Origin of the sequence: Proteus vulgaris (assembly GCF_016647575.1) — a bacterium.
Taxonomy (GTDB): Bacteria; Pseudomonadota; Gammaproteobacteria; order Enterobacterales; family Enterobacteriaceae; genus Proteus; species Proteus mirabilis_B.
Genome location: NZ_CP032663.1, coordinates 3,566,398 through 3,587,324, shown reverse-complemented (window position 1 = coordinate 3,587,324; position 20,927 = coordinate 3,566,398). Strand labels below are relative to the sequence as shown.

Genomic DNA, 20,927 nt, shown 5'->3' with positions numbered 1-20,927 from the left:
TAACCTCCAAAATGTAAACTAGGGGGGAGATAATTAATCTACTTATCTTAATGAGTGTATTTTTCGATACTCGGAAGGTGTCATAAAAAATTCAGATTTAAATTTTCGACTTAAATTAGAAATATCGCTAAATCCACATTCATAAGCTAACTGTGTAATATTTTTCTCTGCCAAGAGAGGATTCACTAAAGCTGCTTTATAATTCTCAAGACGTTTTTGGTAGATCCAACGAAGTACAGACGTATTTTGTTCTTTAAATAACATCTGTAAATAGCGCACGGAGATCCCACACGCATTTGCGCATTCATTAACACTCAAATCTGGATCAGAAAGATGTTGCTCAAGATAGTGCTGAGCAAAATAAAATAGCGTTGACCTTCCTAAGCTTTGCGGTGGTGTCGCTATACTGTATTCACTGAAAGCAGACGTAATTAAATTCAATAAAATATCGGCAAGTTGTTGTGCATGCTGTGGCGGCATTGAATCTAAGAACGGAATGTAGCGCATCACAAAGCTATAAACGAGAGAGCCGGTAATACTATTACCACGTATCGCTCTTGCAGTGAGATTTTGGGTATTACCTAAACGGGATGCCAGTTTCTCCCTTGGGATCAAAATTTTAAATAATGAGTAATCGTTATCAAAAGACCATGATACTGGTCTTGCCATATCAAAAATACAAAAGTCACCTTGCCGTAGAAATGCGGTTCTTCCATCTTGAGTAAGATGGCTGGTTCCTGAACGCTGGATTTCAATTTGAAAATGCTCTTCTAAGCTAAGTTTATGAGTTAATGGACGGCTACTCGCCCAGTGCCCATTAGACTCTAGCTGAATAAAGCGCATATTGGTCACCTGTTGCTCGACAATATTGGCATAAAATCGAGAATGAGGAGGCAATTCGACTTCATTGCATTCATAAGACGATAAAAAGCGGTCTTTTATTGTATCCCTGAATACGGAAAACCGATCTACGTCAGGGAGTTCCCGAGTCGTAAACATGCTTTTCATAGTACGCCCACTTTTATTGAAAGTATTTTGTTGTGTTGCTACTTGTCGGGTATAAAAATGCCTTAAACCAGACAAAAATAGAATAATTTTTCGATAACTTTAATCTAAAAATTAGAATAGTACGTTTAAATAATTATTGATGAAGATATCTATTATCTTCCTTGTTAATAAATTGAAGACAATATATTTAAAAGTTTTTAATTTATTTAAACTAAAGTCATGTAAATTATAGAATTAATTTATAGCATTTTTGATGCTATCATTTCTATGCTATTAATCCTAAGTTAATTTCCTATCTTTAGAGAGAGATCTCATAAATAGATTAAGAGTGATTCTTATTAATATCTCGTTTATTTCATTCTTTTCAGAGTGTGAGTTAATATGGATTTTATGTACTGGATATAATCATTTGTTAAATAATATTGTTATTTATTGTTAATCGTAGCGTTATTAATTATATAAAATATAATTAAATTTCTATAAATTTAATTATTAATAGAATTCGTAATATATATTACAACAATTCTTCCTTTGATATCATGATTTATTAATAGTAAATATATTTAATCTTAACGATGTTCACGCTTTCATTTGTTGTGAACAAATCAATATCGTGAACGTGAAATAGGTTTCTCGATTTATAAAACATTATTTATGTAGTATTTAGCCCACTAAAATAAGTGGGCTAAACATGACTATTTTTTATCTTTAACGTAGACCTTGCACACTTTCCACTAAATTGGCTAACTGTGATACTACGCGGTCGCCAATATCAGCGTTATCACCACCCAATGCCTTATTACGCATAAAGTCTTTCTTGATTTGTGTCCAACGAGTAGTATCTTTTTCGGTTAATTTTCCACGTAATTCAGCGAGTTTTAGTAAGTTCTCTTCAGCGCCCGTTGTTAGCAGTTGTGCTTCACCAAGATAGTGATCGTCTAGCAAGCGTTCAATTTCTTCATCATTCATTACCGCAGACACTTTCTCACTTAACTTATTCATATTGCGGTAACTGCCTTGCAAACGGAATGCTGGCTCTGTGCGATATTTATCTGATTGAGCGGCGCTGGCAATATATTGATGATTCACTTTTAAGATAACATTTCGTAAGGTAATTAAGTGTTTAAGTACCATTACAATTTCATTAATTTCAGCATCTGAATATGGATAACTTAATGTGTTGGTCGAAACGGATTTCCCCATTGCTTTATCCACTAAAACATAGAGATCGTTAAGATCACGCAGAGCCAGCGGTGCCAATACCGCATTGGATGTTAGGCTGTTTTCGATATAACTCAGCGCAAAGGCTTCATCCATACCCCCTAATACTTCACCTAAGTTATAAATATCAGCACGGTTAGCCAGCATATCAGGAATACGGAAAACTTCGCCTGATTCGGTATAAGGGTTTCCTGCCATCACGACACAGAATTTTTTACCCCGCATATCATAGGTTTTGGTTTTTCCTTTCCATACCCCTTCAATACGTCTTGTTCCATCACACAGTGAGATAAATTTCTGTAAGAATTCAGGGTGAGTATGCTGAATATCATCCACATACAGCATAACGTTATTACCCATTTCTAGCGCTAAGTTGAGCTTCTCAAGCTCTTGTCTCGCAGTTGCGTTGGGCGCTTGTTCCGGATCGAGCGATAGCACGTTATGTCCTAATGCAGGACCATTGATCTTCATAAAAATCAGACCTAAACGTGCCGCAGCATATTCCATTAATGTGGTTTTACCGTAACCTGGAGGGGAGATCATTAACAATAATCCCATTAAATCGGTGCGCTTACCTTCTCCTAAAGCCCCGATTTGTTTTGCCATATTGTCACCAATAATCGGCAAGTAAACATCATTAATCAGCTTGTTACGGACAAAAGAGCTTAATGGTTTGGCTTTAAATTCATGCAATTTTAAGCGCTCACGTTCATCACTGACTATTTTCTGGCGCAAGGTGAGGTACTGTCGAAATGCAGGAATAAAGTTCTTTCTTTGCCCACGCATTCGACTGAAATAATCATCTAAACTGAGTGATAACGCTTGGTTTTCAATCGTTGGGTGAGAGCCTAATAAACCTGTTACTGTAAAGTATAAATCGGCTTCGCTATAACGCGCTGATGCGACTTTATCTAAAATAATGATAGCGATAGCACCCGGAATATAAGGGGTAAGATCGGCATAATCAGGTAGAGAGCATAACCCTTGTAGCCAATTTTGGATCAGTGCCCAACGCTGTGCGTATCGCGTGCCTAAATTTTGTTGTGAACGATTAAAGTCCATCCACATATGGGCTTCTTCTAATCGACTTTGCAGTGCAACCACTAACTCTTTAGCATATTTGCTATAAACCAATTCAATGGGTGTTCTCGCCAAAGCAAAGCTTAAATATTCAGAGGCTTGTATCGGAATATAGTGTTCGCACTCAATCGGATTATTATGAAGGAATAGGCGTATATCCGCTTCGATTTCAGCTTGCAGATCGGTTAACGCGTCATCTGTATGGAATAATTGCTGAATATTCAGTGCAGTTCTTGCACGTTCAGGCCACAAAGCAGGGTATTGCTCATTTTGTTTGGTTTCCCAAAATAGTGCGGCTACTGCGCGAGCAGTCGGGTTGTAGCGTAGAAGATCGGCACTTTCACCTATTGGGAGCAGCTTTTTCAATATAGCGATCGCATCGTGATCGTGGATCCCTTTTTCATAGCCTTCTTTATAACGTGGTGTTGCGAAATCACGTACGAGCTTTTCCAGTTTTTCTGGAATGGTGAGTGCTTCTTTTAGCGTTTCGTAATCAAGGCCATCTTGACGTTTTGCTGCGGCATAAATAATGGAATAAGCGAGGTATTCTGCGCGATAAACGGTGTCAGATTCAGACTCAAGTGAGGCATTCCAATAAGGTTGTAATTGGGCTAGCTCTGCATTTTCAATCGGCTCTTGGTAATCTGTGCCTGTTAGGTATAACCAGAGTTTATCTTCTTTAGGTAAGATAGTGAGATCAAGCTCTTGCGTATTAACACTAAAACGATGGCGAGGCCCTAATTTAATGACATTACCGCCGTCTTCAAAAATATCAGTTTTATCCCGCAGAATACGAATAGCTTGGTCGCGAGAGGATTTTAGACGCGCATCAATATCATCAGCTTTGACGTTATCATTGATTTCTCTTAGCTTTTCAATGATTTCTCGTGTTTTTAATGATAGTGGATCGGATGCGAAAAATGCATTTAATTCATCTTGTGATTGCAAACGAGAAGTACGACGTTGCAGATTTTCCAGCAAGCGATTTGCTGCAGTAAGCAGGCTTTGTGAGCGACGTTGACGATCATCAAGCAGTACTTGTTTGTGCGACTCAAAGGTTTCAACTAACTCTTCACGTTTAGCGAGAATATCATCAAGAAACTCATCATGATGACTAAATTGGCTTTCAAGCTCTTCTAATTGAAGCAATAAGCGAGAAAGCTGATCGTCACAACGCTCAGGATCGGTTGCAAGGGATAATGCATTGGTGATCCCTTGGCTAAATAAGCGAAATTGTGCGCCAAATTGTGCCACGCTTTCGACACTACTTTGTGATTTGCGTTTTTGTTGTAGTCGAGCGCGGGATTGGTTTAGTTGAGCATAGATCTGTGAAATCGCGTCAATAATATGGGTTTGTTGAGTGACATCTTGGAATGTTAAAGATGCCATTAAGTTAGAAAGCATATCCAAATCAGCGGACATTTTTTCCATGTCATTCATCGGGATATCTAACTGTGCGCTGTTTTGCGCTTTTTCAATGAGATTTTCAAAAGTAACTAGCTGAGTTTTAAACGGTTGTAACGCTTTATCACTGGCAAGAAACAGCGCTGTGGCTTGAGAAACACGTTGCTGAGTTTCTGTAATTTCCGTTTCCATCGCGCTGAGCTTGGTTAAATCCATATAACGGAATTCACGCAATGAAATCAGATGCCCACGATGAGCATTCAGTGAATTTAAGCTATCAACAAATTGTTGTATATCTGTCCAGCTATCAGGCAGTGTTAAGGAGAGTAGTGATTTTTGGCGATTCACCGCTTCAAGCATGGATTTCGCAGATTGCTGACGAATACTTTCTACTTTTTCATATTCATCAAGCACTAATTCGCTGGTTTGAGCGATATCTTTGAGAAGTTTTCCAATACCCAAACAGTGTTCATCGTTAAACCAATAATAGAGATCTAATAAATTTTTAGGTTGTGAACTAAGCTGTTCATAACGAGCAATAGAAATTTGATTACCTTCAATTTCTTTTGCGACATGCAATATTTCAGAAATACCTCGCACTAAATCAGCATTACCAATTCTTCCATAGAAACCATTACGAGGCGGTTGTTTATCGGCAAATTCTTCTGAATAGAACGGGGTTTGCCAAACTTGCATTGGATGAACGCGCGTTGCTTCTTCGCCTTCACCTTCAAACAGTACCATTTTCCCGTCTTCTAACATCGCATAGCCATGACCGACTAAAGGCACAGCAAGTTTGCGTTCAATCATATTGTAATTGAAAAGCGCGAGGCGACCTTGTGAAGGCGAGTAGAAAACATATAACACGTCTTCACCATTAGGCGAACGGCGCAGACGGCGGAAATACATACCTTCCATCGGTTGATCAAAGGTTTTGTATTCACCATTTTGCAGGTAATAGCCACCAGGGAAAATAATGCCATGATCTTCAGGTAATTGGACGCAAGCTTGCCCAATCGCATCAATGCGTTGTACGGTTTGCGCCAAAATGTTGTAGACCAAATAACGCCAATTTTCTTCTCGATACGGCAAGATTTTTAACAGAATTAAACTGCCTGTTTGAGCATATTCAATTTGTGCATCATCGAGAGATTGGTTCTTATCTAATACAGCTTCACGATAAATACCTAAACCATCTTCAGTATTATTTTCACATTTAACGGTTAGATCGCCACCAGTTGTTTCGACAAAAACGGTATCAAGAATATTGATATGAGGAAAACGGCCGTTGACCGTATCTTCACGTTGGGTTTTTGTCCATTCAAAATCATAAGCAGGAGGAAGAGCAATATCGCGTTCACCACGATTATCAATATATTCAATACGTTGCTTATCACTTGAAATTGACCAACGAAAAACACGCACATCAGTAATACGAGCACCAATCTGGAAACTGGCGAGTAACTTTCCGTCACGCTCAACTAACTGTAATAGTTGCGTATTTTTATAGTAAGTATAGAGCTCAGTAAAATCTTGAATAAAGCGATTGTCGTTTAAGAACGTATTTTCATAAGGTACGGCTTCAACATCAAACTCGCCCTCATTTTCAATTAAACGATAAAGTGAAAAAACATCTTCAAGATGTGTTTCACGTTTTAATCCAAGGAAAACGTTATAACCAAATAGTAACCACTCACCTACACGAACAATATCTCTGGCTTGGCAGTTATTTTCAGTGCGAATACGAATACGGCCAATAATATCCATTTGGCTTTGACCAAATTCATCTAAGCGATACTGATTGAGCTCAGTGGCTTTTTGATGAAGTTGTTGGCCTTGTTCAGTGAGGCGTTTGCGTAAAATTTCATACGCACCACCTTGTGCAACGGCGCTATCGAGTATTTCCTGCTCGCGATTCGTATCCAGAATGTCAGACATGGTATAACGGATTTCCTTGGCTTAAACGATAAAAACAAAAGAAAAGACACAGAGATAAACGCTATGTCTTTTCACCTCCTTTAAATAAAATTATTCTTCTTTAGAGGAGTCTGATTTAGTTGTCACATCTTTAATTAGCTGACTGGCGCCTTTTGTTGCCATAAATCCATTAATTAAATCTTGAACTTCAGGATTTTTTAATAAAGAAGCGATATCGAGTTTTTTATCTTGTTGAGTACGGTTAATCAGCTTTTCAACGTTCTCTTTGGCAAAACTGCTTTTATCCATAAAACCATCAACAGCTTTACCTAAGCTTAATGCTTTAGAGAAGGTATTAAAGAAGTTGCCATCACCACCCACAATTTCAATATTGGTTTTGCTTAGAGCGGCTGCCAATACATCAGCTTGTTCGCGTGCAATTTCTTTATTGGCTTCAATAGACGCCATTGCTTGTTCAAATTGTTTTTCAAGACGCATACGGAACTCTTCGTGCGAACGTGCCGTATCGCTGAGGTGATCCATCGATTTAAATTTATCCGTTAAACCATCTGCTTCTGCTTTCAGACGTTGACGAATAACTTCGGCTTGTGCTGAACCTAATTGGCCTTCACCACGCGCTTGAGCAGCGAGTTTTTCTTCAAGGATCTTAGCATCCGCTAAACCTAGCTTCTCTTTTGCATGGGCTTGTTGTTCTTCACCACGCGCTTGAGCGGCTAATTTTTCTTCCAAGATTTTCGCTTCTGCAAGGCCTTGTTGTTGCTGAGCTTGTGCTTTAGCTTCCATCACTTGCGCTTCAGTTAAGCCTTTTTCTTTCATGCCTCGAGCTTCTGCTAATAGTTTTTCAGCAGTGACATTAGCAAGTACTAAGCCTTCTTTCTCTTCAGCTTCCGCCGTTGCTTGACGTACACGAGCTTCAGCAAGACCTAATGCTGCGTGCTCTGCTTCAATACCTTCAGCTAAACGTTTTTTCGCTTCGGCTTGTTTTACTGAGGCTTCTAATTCAGCTTTTGCCATTGTGCTGATTTCTTCAGCTTTATGTTTAGCACTAGATTCATCGGCTTCAGCTCTTTTCACTTGGCGAACTAAAGATTCTTCCGCTTCCGCTTGTGCATTAATCACAGTGACTTGGCGCATACGTTCAGCTTCTGAAACTTCACGTACTTCTTTAATGCGTTCTTCTTCTTGAGCTACGGTTTTCTCTACGGCAACACGTTCACGGATAACATTTGAGATGTTTTTACGTTCTTCTTCTAACGCTTTTTCTTTCTCAATACGTTGCAACTCAACTTCACGTTCACGAGCCACAATTTCTAATTCACGTGCACGATTTACACGTTCTTGTTCAATAGTGACGGCGCGGGTACGATTTTGTTGTGCAACTTCCACTTCGCGCATACGGTTTTCTTCACGGATCTCAATTTCTTGTTGAGTCTGAATGCGAGCTTGTTCTGCTTTAAGACGCTCTTCTTCTTGAACGCGTAGTGTTTCTGACGTTTCACGAGCGCGAATATTGTCGATTTCTCGTTTTTGGCGTGCTTCTGCATCTGCTTGTTGGCGCTCTAAAGCCAGACTTGCTTCGCGAGTTTCAACGTTTTTCTTTTGAATAGCGAGCTCTTGATCGCGCTCTTTTTGGTTGGTTTCAATATTATGAATGGCGGTAATTTCCGTGATTTTACGGATACCTTCAGAGTCAAAAATATTATTAGGATCAAGCGCTGATTTCGGGGTTTGTTCTAAATAGTCGATAGCAACGTCTTCTAATGCATAGCCGTTTAGATCTTTACCGATGACATCAACAATGCGATCACGGAAATTTTGTCTATCTTCAAAAAGCTTAGACAGTTCCAGTTGTTTACCTACGGTTTTTAATGCTTCAGAAAATTTTGCACTAAAAAGCGTACTGACTGCTTGATGATCGGAGGCTCTATCAACACCAATGGCTTTCGCGACTTTTAGTACGTCTTCAGTGGTTTCATTAACACGTAGATAGAAAGCAACCGTGATATCTGCACGTAAGTTATCCTGACAAATCAGGCCATCTTTACCACGACGGTCTACTTCTAATGTTAAAAGAGAAATACGCATAAACTCTTTTTTGTAGATAACAGGATAAACCAATGCACCCGTAAAATGGACTTTAGGTTGTGAGGTCATATCGTTGACAATTAAGGCTGTACCTTGAGGCACCTTAATATAGAAAGCCTTAAATAATCCAAATAGCCCTAAAATAATTAGGATTGTGAAACCAACGACAGTTAAGAAAGGCATAACGAAAGCCAAATCCATACTTTTTTCTCCATAGGTTCAGACGATACCGTCATTTTTTAATAGTGTTTGTCTGTTAACTAAATTGTCTTTCATCAAATGTAGATATTAGCGATGAAATTCATCTTCCGTTACGACTTGATAACTGTGAGTGGGCGCGTCATAACTAATAATAACTACGCTATCCCCTCGTTTAATATTTTCTGTTTCAGGCGCTCTAATTTGTAAAATTAAACCCGCACCTCCATCTTCTAAAACAGCTTCACCTTTGTTTTCTGTTACATTGATTGACCGTACTAACGCTAATTTACCTACCAATTGGTGTACTGATTTAGGCTTATTACGTGACATCAGTTTTTTACGGATCGGTTTTAAACATACCGCCGTAAGATTAAGTGCAATAAAAGAGGTAATGATAAAGGCAACAAAGCCTGTTAAATAACGAATAAAATTCGTTTCAATAGCACTAATAATCCAATAATTAGTAAAGTAACTGATAAACCAGCCAAAAAGGGTGAAGAAAGTTAAAATAATGGTGACAGGAATACCGGCTAATCCTAATTTAGTTAACCAACCAGCAAGCCCTGTTGCATCAACATTGATATCTAATTCACTATCAATATTAAATAAATCAATATCTAATAATCCAAAAGCAGCGCAAAGCCAATAGAAAGAGATAATAATAAGTAATGCACTAAAAATAATGCTGGGAAACGCTAGGCTATTTTGGAAAAACAAATTCATAAAGGTTCTCTTAATTTAAGAAAATGGCAATGTTATTGTCATATTAATATCTCTTATCATACTTCAAAACGTTGAAAAAGCATGTAGTTATAATCACATTCTCTATTTATTTTTCGATTTTATCTTTTATAGAATTTAATATAACTTATTGAGATAATTATAAATAATATTCGGTATTATTGCGTATAGAATCAGATCATTCTCTAAAAAATAATAAAAATATTTTCATCTATTAAATATCATTTCTTTTTAAGTGAATAAGTATTTTGTTATAAAAAATAGAAATTTATTAAATAAAAACTCTATAACATTAAAAAAACGATACTGATTGTATTGTGTATCCCATGTAACACTATTGGTGCGATTAATGAACGAGTTCCTATTCTGATTTGGCAAAACACAACACCCACAACAAAAATAAGGATAAATGTAGTGATTGACTCATATTGAGTGTGCATCGCTGCAAATAGAAGTGACGAGAGAATAATGGCTACCCATTTGCCAATATTGCCATACCACATACCTGCATTTAGTAGAAAACCTCTAAAAATGATTTCTTCAGTAATTGGAGCAATAAAGATAACTGAGAGTGCAAATAAGAAGAAGGCAAAACCTGTAATAGATTCGATTTCTGTAACCCATGAATCATCTTCAGAGCCTAAAAATAGACTAATAAAATATAATCCCACTAAGGCTAAAAAGGGGGCTTTTAGTGTACTCCATTGAAGGCGACCTAACGGCATTAATTTAATATGTTTTTGATAGGCAAACCAAATAATTAGACAGTAGGGGAGATAAATAAAAAAACTGACTAATGAGATGATATAAGGTGATTGAAATAGCGCTGCAGGCGCTGGCGTCAGTAATAGACTAAAAGAAGAGAAAAAATAACCTATAAAGGCAAGTATACAGATAAAGGAGTGATAAATTCGGTCTTTGGGAAATTCCATTTTTGTTGATCCTTGGGTGATAAATCATACCGTTTAGAGCGATATTATAGAAAACAGAGTTTAGATATTAATTATATCTAATGAAAATGATATTACTCTACTTTAATAATTAAGATGAAAATCAATGATTATAAAATATTTTGTATATTCTATTTTTCACTTTCAAAAAATGATAACGTTCTTCACTAAGAGATTTATTGTATTTCTAAAAATTATAGGCAAATATTCAATCGATTATTGACTTAATAAGAATTATCTTTTTTTGTAAACAAAAACTTATCACCTTAAAAAGTGATAAGAGATAGAAAATTAATGATCCTGACAGTCAGCTTCATTTATACAGTCACTAAATAAATCATTCCAATTTTTAGGCGGGTGACCTTTCTTTAGTTTTTTCTCAAAGACTCGGTAAGCATCAGTTTTATTGCCATAAGTTCGCAAAGTATCATTATCATTTATCCATGCCAGAATGATGATCTTTTCCTTAAAACTGAATCTAAAAAATAAACGATATCTTCCATTTACTAATTTAATTCGTGACCAATTTTTATTTTCTTCTCCTAAAGTATTACCCAACCTAAACTCTGGTGCCCGTGTATCATTTGTGATGTTTACTATAGATTTCAATACATGAGCAAAAATTTTTGTATCTGCTTGTTTCTGATAATCTTCGGGATATTTTTTTTTCAGTGCTTCAACTTTTTGTAGTAATTCATCATATTGTTGTTTAAAGCAAGGATGTGCATAGATTGTCCATCCATTCAAATCTGTAGGGAAATCCATATTATTTTATTCGTTATCGGTGATGTCATCGTCAAGGTTGATATCCATACCTTCAACTAATTCAAAACCGCGAGATATATCGAGAGGTTGAATGGTTTGAGGATGATTAGTTATATCTTGAGCGAGAAAATTAAGAAACGATGCCATAACAGGATCTTTTGATCCATCGCTGTGACGTGAGATAAGTACATCACCAGTGCTCAGTAATTTGTAGTGAATACGATCTCCACCACTAAGATGTAGAGCTTCTCTAATTGACGCGGGAATTGTGGTTTGATGACGTTCTGTTATTTTTGAATCAGCTTCAAGAGCGATGTTGTCAGTGCAAACGTGGGTTAGCATGATTTGCTCCTTTTACTTACGGTGTATGTTTTATGAACTGATTATAGATAATAGAAGAAAACAATGCAAATGCATTGCAATTTAATTGCATTGTTTTTTTGCTCTAAAATTAATTGAAAATCTATGAATACGGCTATGTCTTTAATGTATGAATTGATGTGAGGTTACGTCAGTGTTGTTAAATATATAAGAAAAGAAAATAGCTAGGATCTTGAGAGAATGATTTTCAAACCGCTAGAAAGCAAAAAACCAGCCCTAAGGCTGGTTTTTCTAAAGATGGTGCCCGAACTCGGAATCGAACCAAGGACACGGGGATTTTCAATCCCCTGCTCTACCGACTGAGCTATTCGGGCTAACGAGGCGCATTAAACCGTATTCAGCGTGATGCGTCAACGTCTTTTTAATAAAAAATGCAAAAATAAGTTTGTTTGCTTTCTTTTTATTCTATTCGAGTTTAATTTTTCATCATAAGCTATTTTTTAGTAAAAAATGCTTAAATAACAATCAGTAAAGATATTCACTTTTTTGCATATCAAAGAGAAAACTTTCTCTTTTTTTGATGATTTAATTTATTTTTCGCTACTCAACAGAGAGAAATTGAGTACAAGCGAAAAAATAACTCATTTCTTTCGTTTTCCAACACTCAAAACTAACTTAGTGCACCATTTTTACGGCATTGAGCAATCTTGAGAATATCTTCTGCCAATAATTTTGCTGTAATAATATCATCAGCGTGATGATTCACCATTAAACGGCTTAAACAGCCTTCTAAGATGAGTTCCATCTGTTTGGCAACTAACTCACTATCTTCGATATCAAGCTCGCGTAGTAGCGTTCTAGAGTAATCAAATGAGCTTTGCTTTTGACGTTGGCTTAATTGGTGAATTTGAGAGTGCTCATCAGGATATGCGCTACAAGCCGCTACGAATAGACAACCGGGAAAACGATTTTTCTCTAAACGTATCGCCAGTTGATCATAACGAGCCAGTAATTTTTGTTCGATAGTCAGTTCTTCATCTAGCATGACTTGGCGTTGCCAAATATCAATTTGCTGTCCGTGGTGGCGAAGACAATCAAAAATCAAGGCGTCTCTATCTGGCCAGAAAGGGTGAAGATCAGATTCATGGATACCAGAATCTTGAAGAAGCTCAGGTAAGGTTGCAGCTAAGCCGTATTGCTCTAACTGGATAAGTACGTGGTCTAATAACGCTTCACGTTGCACGGAAATCTCCTTAAATCACGTTGTCGCGAGAACATCATAATTAGCAGACTTTAGCTAAAAATGAAAGCAAGGAACGACAGGCTAAAATGAAAATACCCCATCTTGCGACGGGGTATTTTCTTGTTTTTTTATTTCTTGTAAGCGCTAGGCGCTTTTTTGCAATGTTTTAATTTTTTACTTCAAACTACAGGATCATACCGCCGAAGAGGAAACCAAATCCGACAGCTAATACCACACCAATAGTACCTGGGATAAAGAATGGGTGGTTGAAGACTAATTTACCGATACGAGTTGTACCTGTGTCATCCATTTGAACCGCCGCAACCAGTGTTGGGTAAGTTGGCAGAATGAACAGACCAGAAACTGCAGAGAAAGATGCAATCGCAGTTAATGGAGATACACCTAATGCTAAAGCCATTGGCATTAACGCTTTCGCTGTTGCTGCTTGAGAATATAACAGAGCAGAACAGAAGAAGAAGATAACCGCTAATAACCAAGGATGGCCAGTGATTAAGTCACCCGCAGTCAGTTTGATCCAATCGATGTTGCTTGAAACGAAAGTATCACCTAACCATGCAACACCCAGAATACAAATACATGCACTCATACCTGCTTTAAAGGTACTTGAGTTTAGGATGTTGTCAGTTTTAACTTTACAGAAAACAGTGATTAAGGTTGCAACACTCAGCATGATGATAAGAATAGCGTTAGTCGTATTCATCAGTGGAGTTTTGACAATACCTAAGCTTGGGCTGTTGATGATTGCATAAGTGACAACACACAGAACACCCAGTAGGAACAGCATTACAGATGATTTAGCACCTGGTAATGTTTCTCTACGCGCTTGGCTACCACGTAATTCAACCAGACCTTGTTCTAAACGCTCACGATAGACAGCATCATCAGACAGTTTTGAGTTAAATACCCAAGACACGATGAATGACATCAGGATGATTGCAAGGAAAGTCGCTGGTAATAAGATAGACAGCAGAGTGATGTAGCTTACTGTATTACCTTCACCAACCATTGCTGGGTTTTCCATGACAGATGCCATGTAAACAACAGCAGCAGAGATTGGAGATGCAGTAATACCGATTTGGGCTGCAACAACACCAGTTGATAAAGGACGGCAAGGTTTGATGCCTTGTTCTTTTGCAACTTCAGCGATAACTGGCAGTGTTGCTAAAGAGATGTTCCCTGTACCTGCAAATAGAGTTAAGAAATAAGTCACAATTGGCGCAAGAATTGTGATGTATTTTGGATTACGTCTTAACAGTTTTTCAGTTTGGCCAACAAGGTAATCCAAACCACCAGCAACCTGCATCGCAGAGATTGCGGCAATAACAGCCATAATGATGGAGATAACATCAAAAGGGATTGAACCAGGTTTAACACCGATAGCAGCTAAAACTAAAACCCCTAAACCACCGGCAAACCCGATACCAATTCCCCCAAGTCTCGCACCGAGGAAAATGGCCAGCAGAACGATAATCAATTCTACGGCTAACATAGCGTTTACTCCTTGAGATAATTAAAAAAATGAGAAAAATAAGTTAAATTTATGTTTTTACAATCAAGTAAAAAGGCACGTCTCTTAAAGAGTCCGTGCCTTGTGTTTTTAAGAGCTCATTCTTATGTTTAACAGTGTCATGTTATAAAACACAATTATTAATCATCGAAGCGTTTTGCTTTGTAAGCCGGGTTTTTTAAGTTCTCAACAGAGAAGATATCATCCAGTTGTTCTTCGGTTAATAAACCGCGTTCTAGAACAACTTCACGTACACTCTTACCTGTTTCAGCACAAATCTTACCAACGATGTCGCCGTTATGGTGACCGATGAATGGGTTCAGATAAGTAACGATACCGATTGAGTTGAATACGAAGTGTTCACAGATTTCTTTATTCGCAGTGATACCATCAACACATTTTTCTACTAAGTTACGGCAAGCGTTGCTTAATAGAGAGATTGATTCGAACATTGCTTGACCGATTGCTGGTTCCATTACGTTTAATTGTAATTGACCTGCTTCAGCAGCCATAGTCACACAAGTGTCATTACCGATAACTTTAAAGCAAGCTTGGTTAACAACTTCTGGAATTACTGGGTTTACTTTAGCTGGCATGATTGAAGAGCCTGCTTGTAGTTCTGGAAGATTGATTTCTTTCAGACCTGCACGAGGACCAGAGGACAGTAAACGTAAGTCATTACAGATTTTAGACATTTTCACAGCTAAGCGTTTTAATGCGCCGTGAACCATCACATAAGCACCACAGTCAGAAGTTGCTTCAATTAAGTCTTCTGCTGGAACACATGCTAAACCAGTAACTTCTGCTAATTTTTTAACAGACAGTTCTTGGTAACCAGGCGCTGTATTCAGACCAGTACCGATAGCTGTTGCACCTAAGTTCATTTCTAACAATAACTCAGCAGTGCGTTTCAGGTTTTTGATTTCTTCTTTCATCAGTACAGAGAAAGCGTGGAATTCTTGACCTAAAGTCATTGGTACAGCATCTTGTAATTGAGTACGACCCATTTTCAGGATGTCTTTGAACTCAACCGCTTTTCTATCAAAACCTGCTTTCAGCAGTTCGATAGATTCAGTTAATTTGATAACAGAGTTATAAACCGCTACACGGAAGCCACAAGGATAAGCGTCGTTTGTTGATTGGCTCTTATTGACGTGGTCATTCGGGTTCAGGTATTGGTATTCACCTTTTTGGTGGCCCATTAATTCCAGACCGATGTTTGCGATAACTTCATTGGTATTCATATTTAATGAAGTACCAGCACCGCCTTGGAATACATCAACTGGGAATTGATCCATGTGTTTACCTGTTTCTAATACTACGTCACAGGCTTTGATAATCGTATCAGCGATTTCGCGAGGAATAGTGTGAAGTTCTTTGTTTGCTAATGCAGCAGCTTTTTTCACCATTACCATACCGCGGATGAATTCTGGAACATCATTGATGGTACGATCACTGATGTAGAAGTTTTCAATAGCACGTAAAGTGTGGACGCCGTAATAAGCATCAGCAGGAACTTCTCTTTTACCTAACAGGTCTTCTTCGATACGAGTTTTATTTGACATGAGAACCTTCTTATTAAAATTTTAACTGTCTAGTTATGCGCTTGTTAATAAAATATATCGTTAACGGTTAATAATGTAATATAACTTACCGTTTTGCTTGGTACTGACACGATCATATTCGGGTTGTGAACAAATACCTTTAAGCTGGATCACTTTATAAGTAAATAATGTCCAAATATTTTCTTTTTGTGATCTATCTCATGGATTTTACAGTTCTACTTCTCTTTTTAACGCCCCTTGAAAAGGAGTGTTAGGCTCCCCATTATTATGTAGATAAACTAAGAAAAAGCGAGTTTGTAAACCATCACCTTAGATGTAGTTCACACTCCTTTCTATTAATAATATGAATCTTTTTTATAAAAAGGAGAACCAAGTGCGTTGGCTCCCATTAATTATTATCTGCCTTCTTATCTATATAGAAGCTGTTATTTTCGTCAATGTGGCATCTTCTATTGGCGTTCTTACAACACTATTCCTTGTGGTGCTGACTTCTTGTGTTGGTGTCTCACTGGTAAAAAATCAGGGCGTAAAAAATATTGCTTCAATGCAACAAAAACTTGCAGTAGGTGAAGTCCCCGCAGCAGAAATGGTGAAAAGCGTTTCGTTAATATTGGCGGGTATTTTATTGTTGATCCCCGGCTTCTTTACGGATTTCTTGGGCTTGCTGTTGTTATTACCCCCATTGCAAGCGCTATTAGTGACGAAATTGATCTCTCGAATTCAAATTTATTCAGCAGGTCATGGTCAAAGTGGATTTTCTTCTAATCAGAATGGAACAACATTCGAAGGCGAGTTTCAGCGTAAAGAGGATTCACCGAGTAACCAGCTGAATAATAAGGCTGAAGATCAGGATAACGACCATTTTTCTGACAAAAAATAATTAGCCCAAAGCATAATCAACTGAAATGGGGAAAATTTGAAAAAAAATCACACTTCTCCCCTTGAAGTTTTACCGGATGCCCCCACCTGTATCGTCATGGTACTGGTTCATCTTGGGCACTGGTATCAACCTTAATCCTGATATGGACTTTTTTATAGGAGCACTATTAATGAAGATTCGTCCATTACATGACCGTGTTATTGTTAAACGTAAAGAAGTCGAAGCTAAATCAGCAGGCGGTATCGTACTGACTGGCACAGCGGCGGGTAAATCTACTCGTGGCGAAATTTTAGCCGTAGGTCAAGGCCGTATTATGGAAAACGGCGACGTTAAACCGCTGGATGTTAAAGTTGGCGATATCGTAATTTTTAACGACGGTTATGGCGTTAAAACAGAAAAAATTGATAACGAAGACGTGCTTATCATGTCTGAAAGCGACATTTTAGCAATTGTAGAAGAATAATTTTTCTCTTTTAAGATCTTCTTAAACTGAACGAATTCAAAGGAAATATACGATGGCAGCTAAAGACGTCAAATTCGGTGTAGATGCTCGTAATAAAATGTTACGTGGTGTTAATGTTCTTGCAGATGCAGTTAAAGTAACTTTAGGCCCTAAAGGTCGTAACGTTGTTTTAGATAAATCTTTCGGCGCACCTGTTATTACTAAAGATGGTGTATCTGTTGCACGTGAAATTGAACTCGAAGATAAATTCGAGAACATGGGTGCACAGATGGTGAAAGAAGTTGCTTCTAAAGCCAATGATGCGGCAGGTGACGGTACTACAACTGCAACAGTATTAGCACAATCAATCATTGCCGAAGGCTTAAAAGCAGTTGCTGCTGGCATGAACCCAATGGATCTGAAACGCGGTATCGATAAAGCCGTTGTTGCAGCAGTCGAAGAACTGAAAAAACTGTCTGTTCCATGTTCAGATACTAAAGCGATTGCTCAGGTTGGTACAATTTCTGCTAACTCTGATGAAACCGTCGGTACTCTGATCGCACAAGCGATGGATAAAGTTGGTAAAGAAGGTGTTATCACCGTTGAAGAAGGTACTGGCTTAGAAGATGAGCTAGACGTTGTTGAAGGTATGCAGTTTGACCGCGGTTATCTGTCTCCTTACTTCATCAACAAACCAGAAACAGGCACAGCAGAATTAGAAAACCCATTCATTCTGTTAGTTGACAAAAAAGTTTCTAACATCCGTGAATTACTGCCTGTATTAGAAGGCGTTGCTAAAGCTAACAAACCTCTGCTTATCATTGCAGAAGATGTTGAAGGTGAAGCACTGGCAACATTAGTTGTGAACAACATGCGTGGTATCGTTAAAGTTGCTGCTGTTAAAGCACCTGGCTTTGGTGATCGTCGTAAAGCAATGCTGCAAGATATTGCAACATTAACTAACGGTGCTGTAATTTCTGAAGAAATCGGCATGGAGTTAGAAAAAGCGACATTAGAAGACTTAGGTCAAGCAAAACGCGTTGTTATCAACAAAGATACAACAACAATTATTGATGGTTTAGGTGATCAAGACGCAATCAGCGGTCGTGTATCTCAAATCCGTCAACAAATCGAAGATGCAACTTCAGATTATGACCGTGAAAAATTACAAGAACGCGTTGCTAAATTAGCTGGCGGTGTTGCAGTAATTAAAGTCGGTGCAGCAACTGAAGTTGAAATGAAAGAAAAACGTGCTCGTGTTGACGATGCTCTGCACGCAACTCGCGCAGCAGTTGAAGAAGGCGTTGTTGCTGGTGGTGGTACTGCTCTGGTTCGTGTTGCTAACGCTCTGCGTGAGATGGTTGGTGATAACGAAGAACAAACAGTAGGTATCCGCGTTGCATTACGTGCAATGGAATCCCCAATGCGTCAAATCGTTGCTAACGCAGGTGAAGAGCCATCTGTTGTTGTAAACAACGTGAAAGCAGGTGAAGGTAACTACGGTTATAACGCTGCAACAGATGTTTACGGCGATATGATTGATATGGGTATCTTAGATCCAACTAAAGTGACTCGTTCTGCACTGCAATTTGCTGCATCTATCGCAGGTCTGATGATCACAACAGAAGCGATGATCACAGATTTACCTAAAGACGACAAAATGGATTTAGGTGGCGCTGGTGGTATGGGCGGCATGGGTGGAATGGGCGGCATGATGTAATTCATCAGCTAACTGTTTTGCACGAAGAACCCGAGCTTAGGCTCGGGTTTTTTTATGCATTTTTACTTCAGAAGTCTCTAATAATTTATTTTTTATATAATTAGAAACAACTTATTTCTTTACAACTAGGCAACAGATCGTTTTTACTGCATCGCTTAAAAAATAATTAAATAAATTGGGGTGTTCACCATGTCTGTCGTCGCCATCGTGCTTATTTTTCTTTTTGCCGTGATTGTGAGTGTATTTATCTCTCGATTACTGTCAGAAAAAATTCCTTTGCCCTTGATCCAGATTGCTGTCGGAGCTTGTTTATCTATCTTTGGCTTTGAAGTTGATTTCGATCCGCATCTTTTCTTATTCCTGTTTATTCCTCCATTGCTCTTTTTAGATGGTTGGCGTATTCCCAAAGAGGCGTTATTCCAAGAAATTAAACCGATTATGTCGCTGGCAATTGGTTTAGTCGTAGTGACAGTGATTGGTATGGGCTTTTTTATTCACTGGCTTATTCCTTCAATTTCACTTGCGATTGCTTTTGCATTAGCGGCAATTTTGTCACCAACCGATCCTGTTTCAGTTTCGGCTATGACCGTAAATTCGCCACTTCCTTCGCGTATGACGCATATTTTAGAAGGCGAATCATTGCTTAATGACGCGACAGGTTTAGTCTGCTTTAGCTTTGCTGTTGCAGCTGCATTAACGGGATCTTTTTCTATTGCTTCAGCGACAGGACAATTTTTAGTTGTGGCTTTAGGTGGTGCTGCAATTGGATTAATTGTGGCGGGCGTTATTGGTCGATTAAATCAGTTTTTGGTTAAACGTACCGGTGAAGATCCGGCTATCCAAATTTTGATAAGCTTATTGATGCCATTTATTGCTTATTTATTGGCGGAGCATTTCCATGTATCGGGGATCTTAGCCGCAGTTGTTGCTGGTATTGCAATGCACTACGAGAAAATTGTGGGTCGTATGCAAGCCGCTACACGTATGCAAAGTAAAGCGGTTTGGGATACGGTTCAAGTTGCACTTAATGGGATGATTTTTATTTTATTAGGTGAACAACTTCCTGCAATGTGGAAAGTGTTACCTGAAGTGACGCAATCCGCTGGCGCGACTAATCCGTGGGCGGTAGTAGGTTACATCATTATTATTACGATAGGGCTTGCTGTATTACGTTTTACATGGGTGTGGATCTCGATGTCGCTGACAGTATTCCGCTCTCCTGATAAACGTTTATCTCGCCATGATCTGCGTTTAATGGCCATTATGGCAACCGCAGGAGTACGAGGTGCAATTACACTAGCAGGTATCTTAACTCTTCCTTTATTAATGACAGATGGTTCACCTTTCCCAACGCGTGATCTCGCAATCTTTATTGCTATGGGCGTTATTCTCTGTTCATTATTAATTGCAACTATCGCATTGCCGATTTTAACCAAAGGGCTATCAGAAGATTTACCGTATGAAGATGATGAAATTCGTACTCGCTTGGCGTTAAACGAAGCGGCGATTGCACATATTAATGAATTGATGAATCAACCTTGTGAAGATCTTGATGAAATGTCATTACGTATAGAAGCGGGTTCTCATTTGTTAGAAATCTACAGTCGTCGTCTTGATAGCGAAGACAGTGTGCAAGAAGGTGCACTTGATCTTAAACGCTTGTTTAGTATGGAGCGTAAATTGTCGCGTAGTGCGTTAAAAATTGAGCGAGATACATTGCAACAATTACGCAAATCTCGTCATATTAGTGAACATATTTACCACCGTTTACGACATGAATTAGATTTAAAAGAAGAAGCACTGAATCATCATTTGAGTTAATTTGGACAATATTA

Annotated in this window: 14 protein-coding genes and 1 tRNA gene; 4 read left to right on the top strand and 11 right to left on the bottom strand. The window is 38.3% G+C overall.

Annotated features, from left to right (window positions below):
- Nucleotides 1–42: 42 nt before the first annotated feature.
- The 11 genes from D7029_RS16385 to aspA form a co-directional block, all read right to left on the bottom strand.
- Nucleotides 43–1,008, bottom strand: a complete 966-nt coding sequence (locus D7029_RS16385) for a helix-turn-helix domain-containing protein (RefSeq protein ID WP_088494525.1) — start codon at nt 1,006–1,008, stop codon at nt 43–45.
- A 708-nt stretch (nt 1,009–1,716) separates the two neighbouring features.
- Nucleotides 1,717–6,651: a DNA repair ATPase gene (locus tag D7029_RS16380; protein ID WP_194951262.1), complete on the bottom strand. Its 4,935-nt coding sequence runs from the start codon at nt 6,649–6,651 to the stop codon at nt 1,717–1,719.
- 90 nt (nt 6,652–6,741) lie between these two features.
- The gene (locus D7029_RS16375) at nt 6,742–8,937 is read right to left on the bottom strand and encodes a flotillin family protein (RefSeq protein WP_194951261.1); all 2,196 of its coding nucleotides are present in this window, start codon (nt 8,935–8,937) and stop codon (nt 6,742–6,744) included.
- A gap of 87 nt (nt 8,938–9,024) precedes the next feature.
- The gene (locus tag D7029_RS16370) at nt 9,025–9,660 is read right to left on the bottom strand and encodes an OB-fold-containig protein (protein WP_194951260.1); all 636 of its coding nucleotides are present in this window, start codon (nt 9,658–9,660) and stop codon (nt 9,025–9,027) included.
- A 302-nt stretch (nt 9,661–9,962) separates the two neighbouring features.
- Nucleotides 9,963–10,610, bottom strand: a complete 648-nt coding sequence (locus D7029_RS16365) for a CPBP family intramembrane glutamic endopeptidase (RefSeq protein WP_194951259.1) — start codon at nt 10,608–10,610, stop codon at nt 9,963–9,965.
- A 309-nt stretch (nt 10,611–10,919) separates the two neighbouring features.
- Nucleotides 10,920–11,393 (bottom strand): type II toxin-antitoxin system YhaV family toxin, encoded by a 474-nt coding sequence (locus D7029_RS16360; protein ID WP_194951258.1) that lies wholly within the window; start codon nt 11,391–11,393, stop codon nt 10,920–10,922.
- A 6-nt stretch (nt 11,394–11,399) separates the two neighbouring features.
- Nucleotides 11,400–11,735 (bottom strand): type II toxin-antitoxin system PrlF family antitoxin, encoded by a 336-nt coding sequence (locus D7029_RS16355; RefSeq protein ID WP_088494531.1) that lies wholly within the window; start codon nt 11,733–11,735, stop codon nt 11,400–11,402.
- A gap of 277 nt (nt 11,736–12,012) precedes the next feature.
- Nucleotides 12,013–12,088: transfer RNA gene (locus D7029_RS16350), tRNA-Phe, on the bottom strand.
- A gap of 296 nt (nt 12,089–12,384) precedes the next feature.
- Nucleotides 12,385–12,957: a division control transcriptional repressor DicD gene (gene dicD / locus D7029_RS16345; RefSeq protein WP_194951257.1), complete on the bottom strand. Its 573-nt coding sequence runs from the start codon at nt 12,955–12,957 to the stop codon at nt 12,385–12,387.
- 184 nt (nt 12,958–13,141) lie between these two features.
- Nucleotides 13,142–14,467, bottom strand: coding sequence for an anaerobic C4-dicarboxylate transporter (locus D7029_RS16340; protein ID WP_194951256.1), 1,326 nt, complete (start codon nt 14,465–14,467; stop codon nt 13,142–13,144).
- A 158-nt stretch (nt 14,468–14,625) separates the two neighbouring features.
- A complete protein-coding gene (gene aspA, locus D7029_RS16335) occupies nt 14,626–16,050 on the bottom strand; it encodes an aspartate ammonia-lyase (protein ID WP_088494534.1) in 1,425 nt (474 codons plus the stop codon).
- Between the two features lie 373 nt (nt 16,051–16,423).
- On the opposite strand from aspA, the gene D7029_RS16330 reads away from it, so the two are divergent.
- The 4 genes from D7029_RS16330 (at nt 16,424) to D7029_RS16315 (ending at nt 20,913) form a co-directional block, all read left to right on the top strand.
- Nucleotides 16,424–16,930 carry an FxsA family protein gene (locus D7029_RS16330; protein WP_088494535.1) on the top strand — a complete coding sequence of 169 codons (507 nt, stop codon included), beginning with the start codon at nt 16,424–16,426 and terminating at the stop codon, nt 16,928–16,930.
- 169 nt (nt 16,931–17,099) lie between these two features.
- The gene (locus tag D7029_RS16325; RefSeq protein WP_036914050.1) at nt 17,100–17,393 is read left to right on the top strand and encodes a co-chaperone GroES; all 294 of its coding nucleotides are present in this window, start codon (nt 17,100–17,102) and stop codon (nt 17,391–17,393) included.
- 52 nt (nt 17,394–17,445) lie between these two features.
- Entirely contained in the window at nt 17,446–19,092 is a 1,647-nt protein-coding gene (gene groL, locus D7029_RS16320) for a chaperonin GroEL (protein WP_194951255.1), read from the top strand.
- A 189-nt stretch (nt 19,093–19,281) separates the two neighbouring features.
- The gene (locus D7029_RS16315; RefSeq protein WP_194951254.1) at nt 19,282–20,913 is read left to right on the top strand and encodes a Na+/H+ antiporter; all 1,632 of its coding nucleotides are present in this window, start codon (nt 19,282–19,284) and stop codon (nt 20,911–20,913) included.
- Nucleotides 20,914–20,927: the final 14 nt, after the last annotated feature.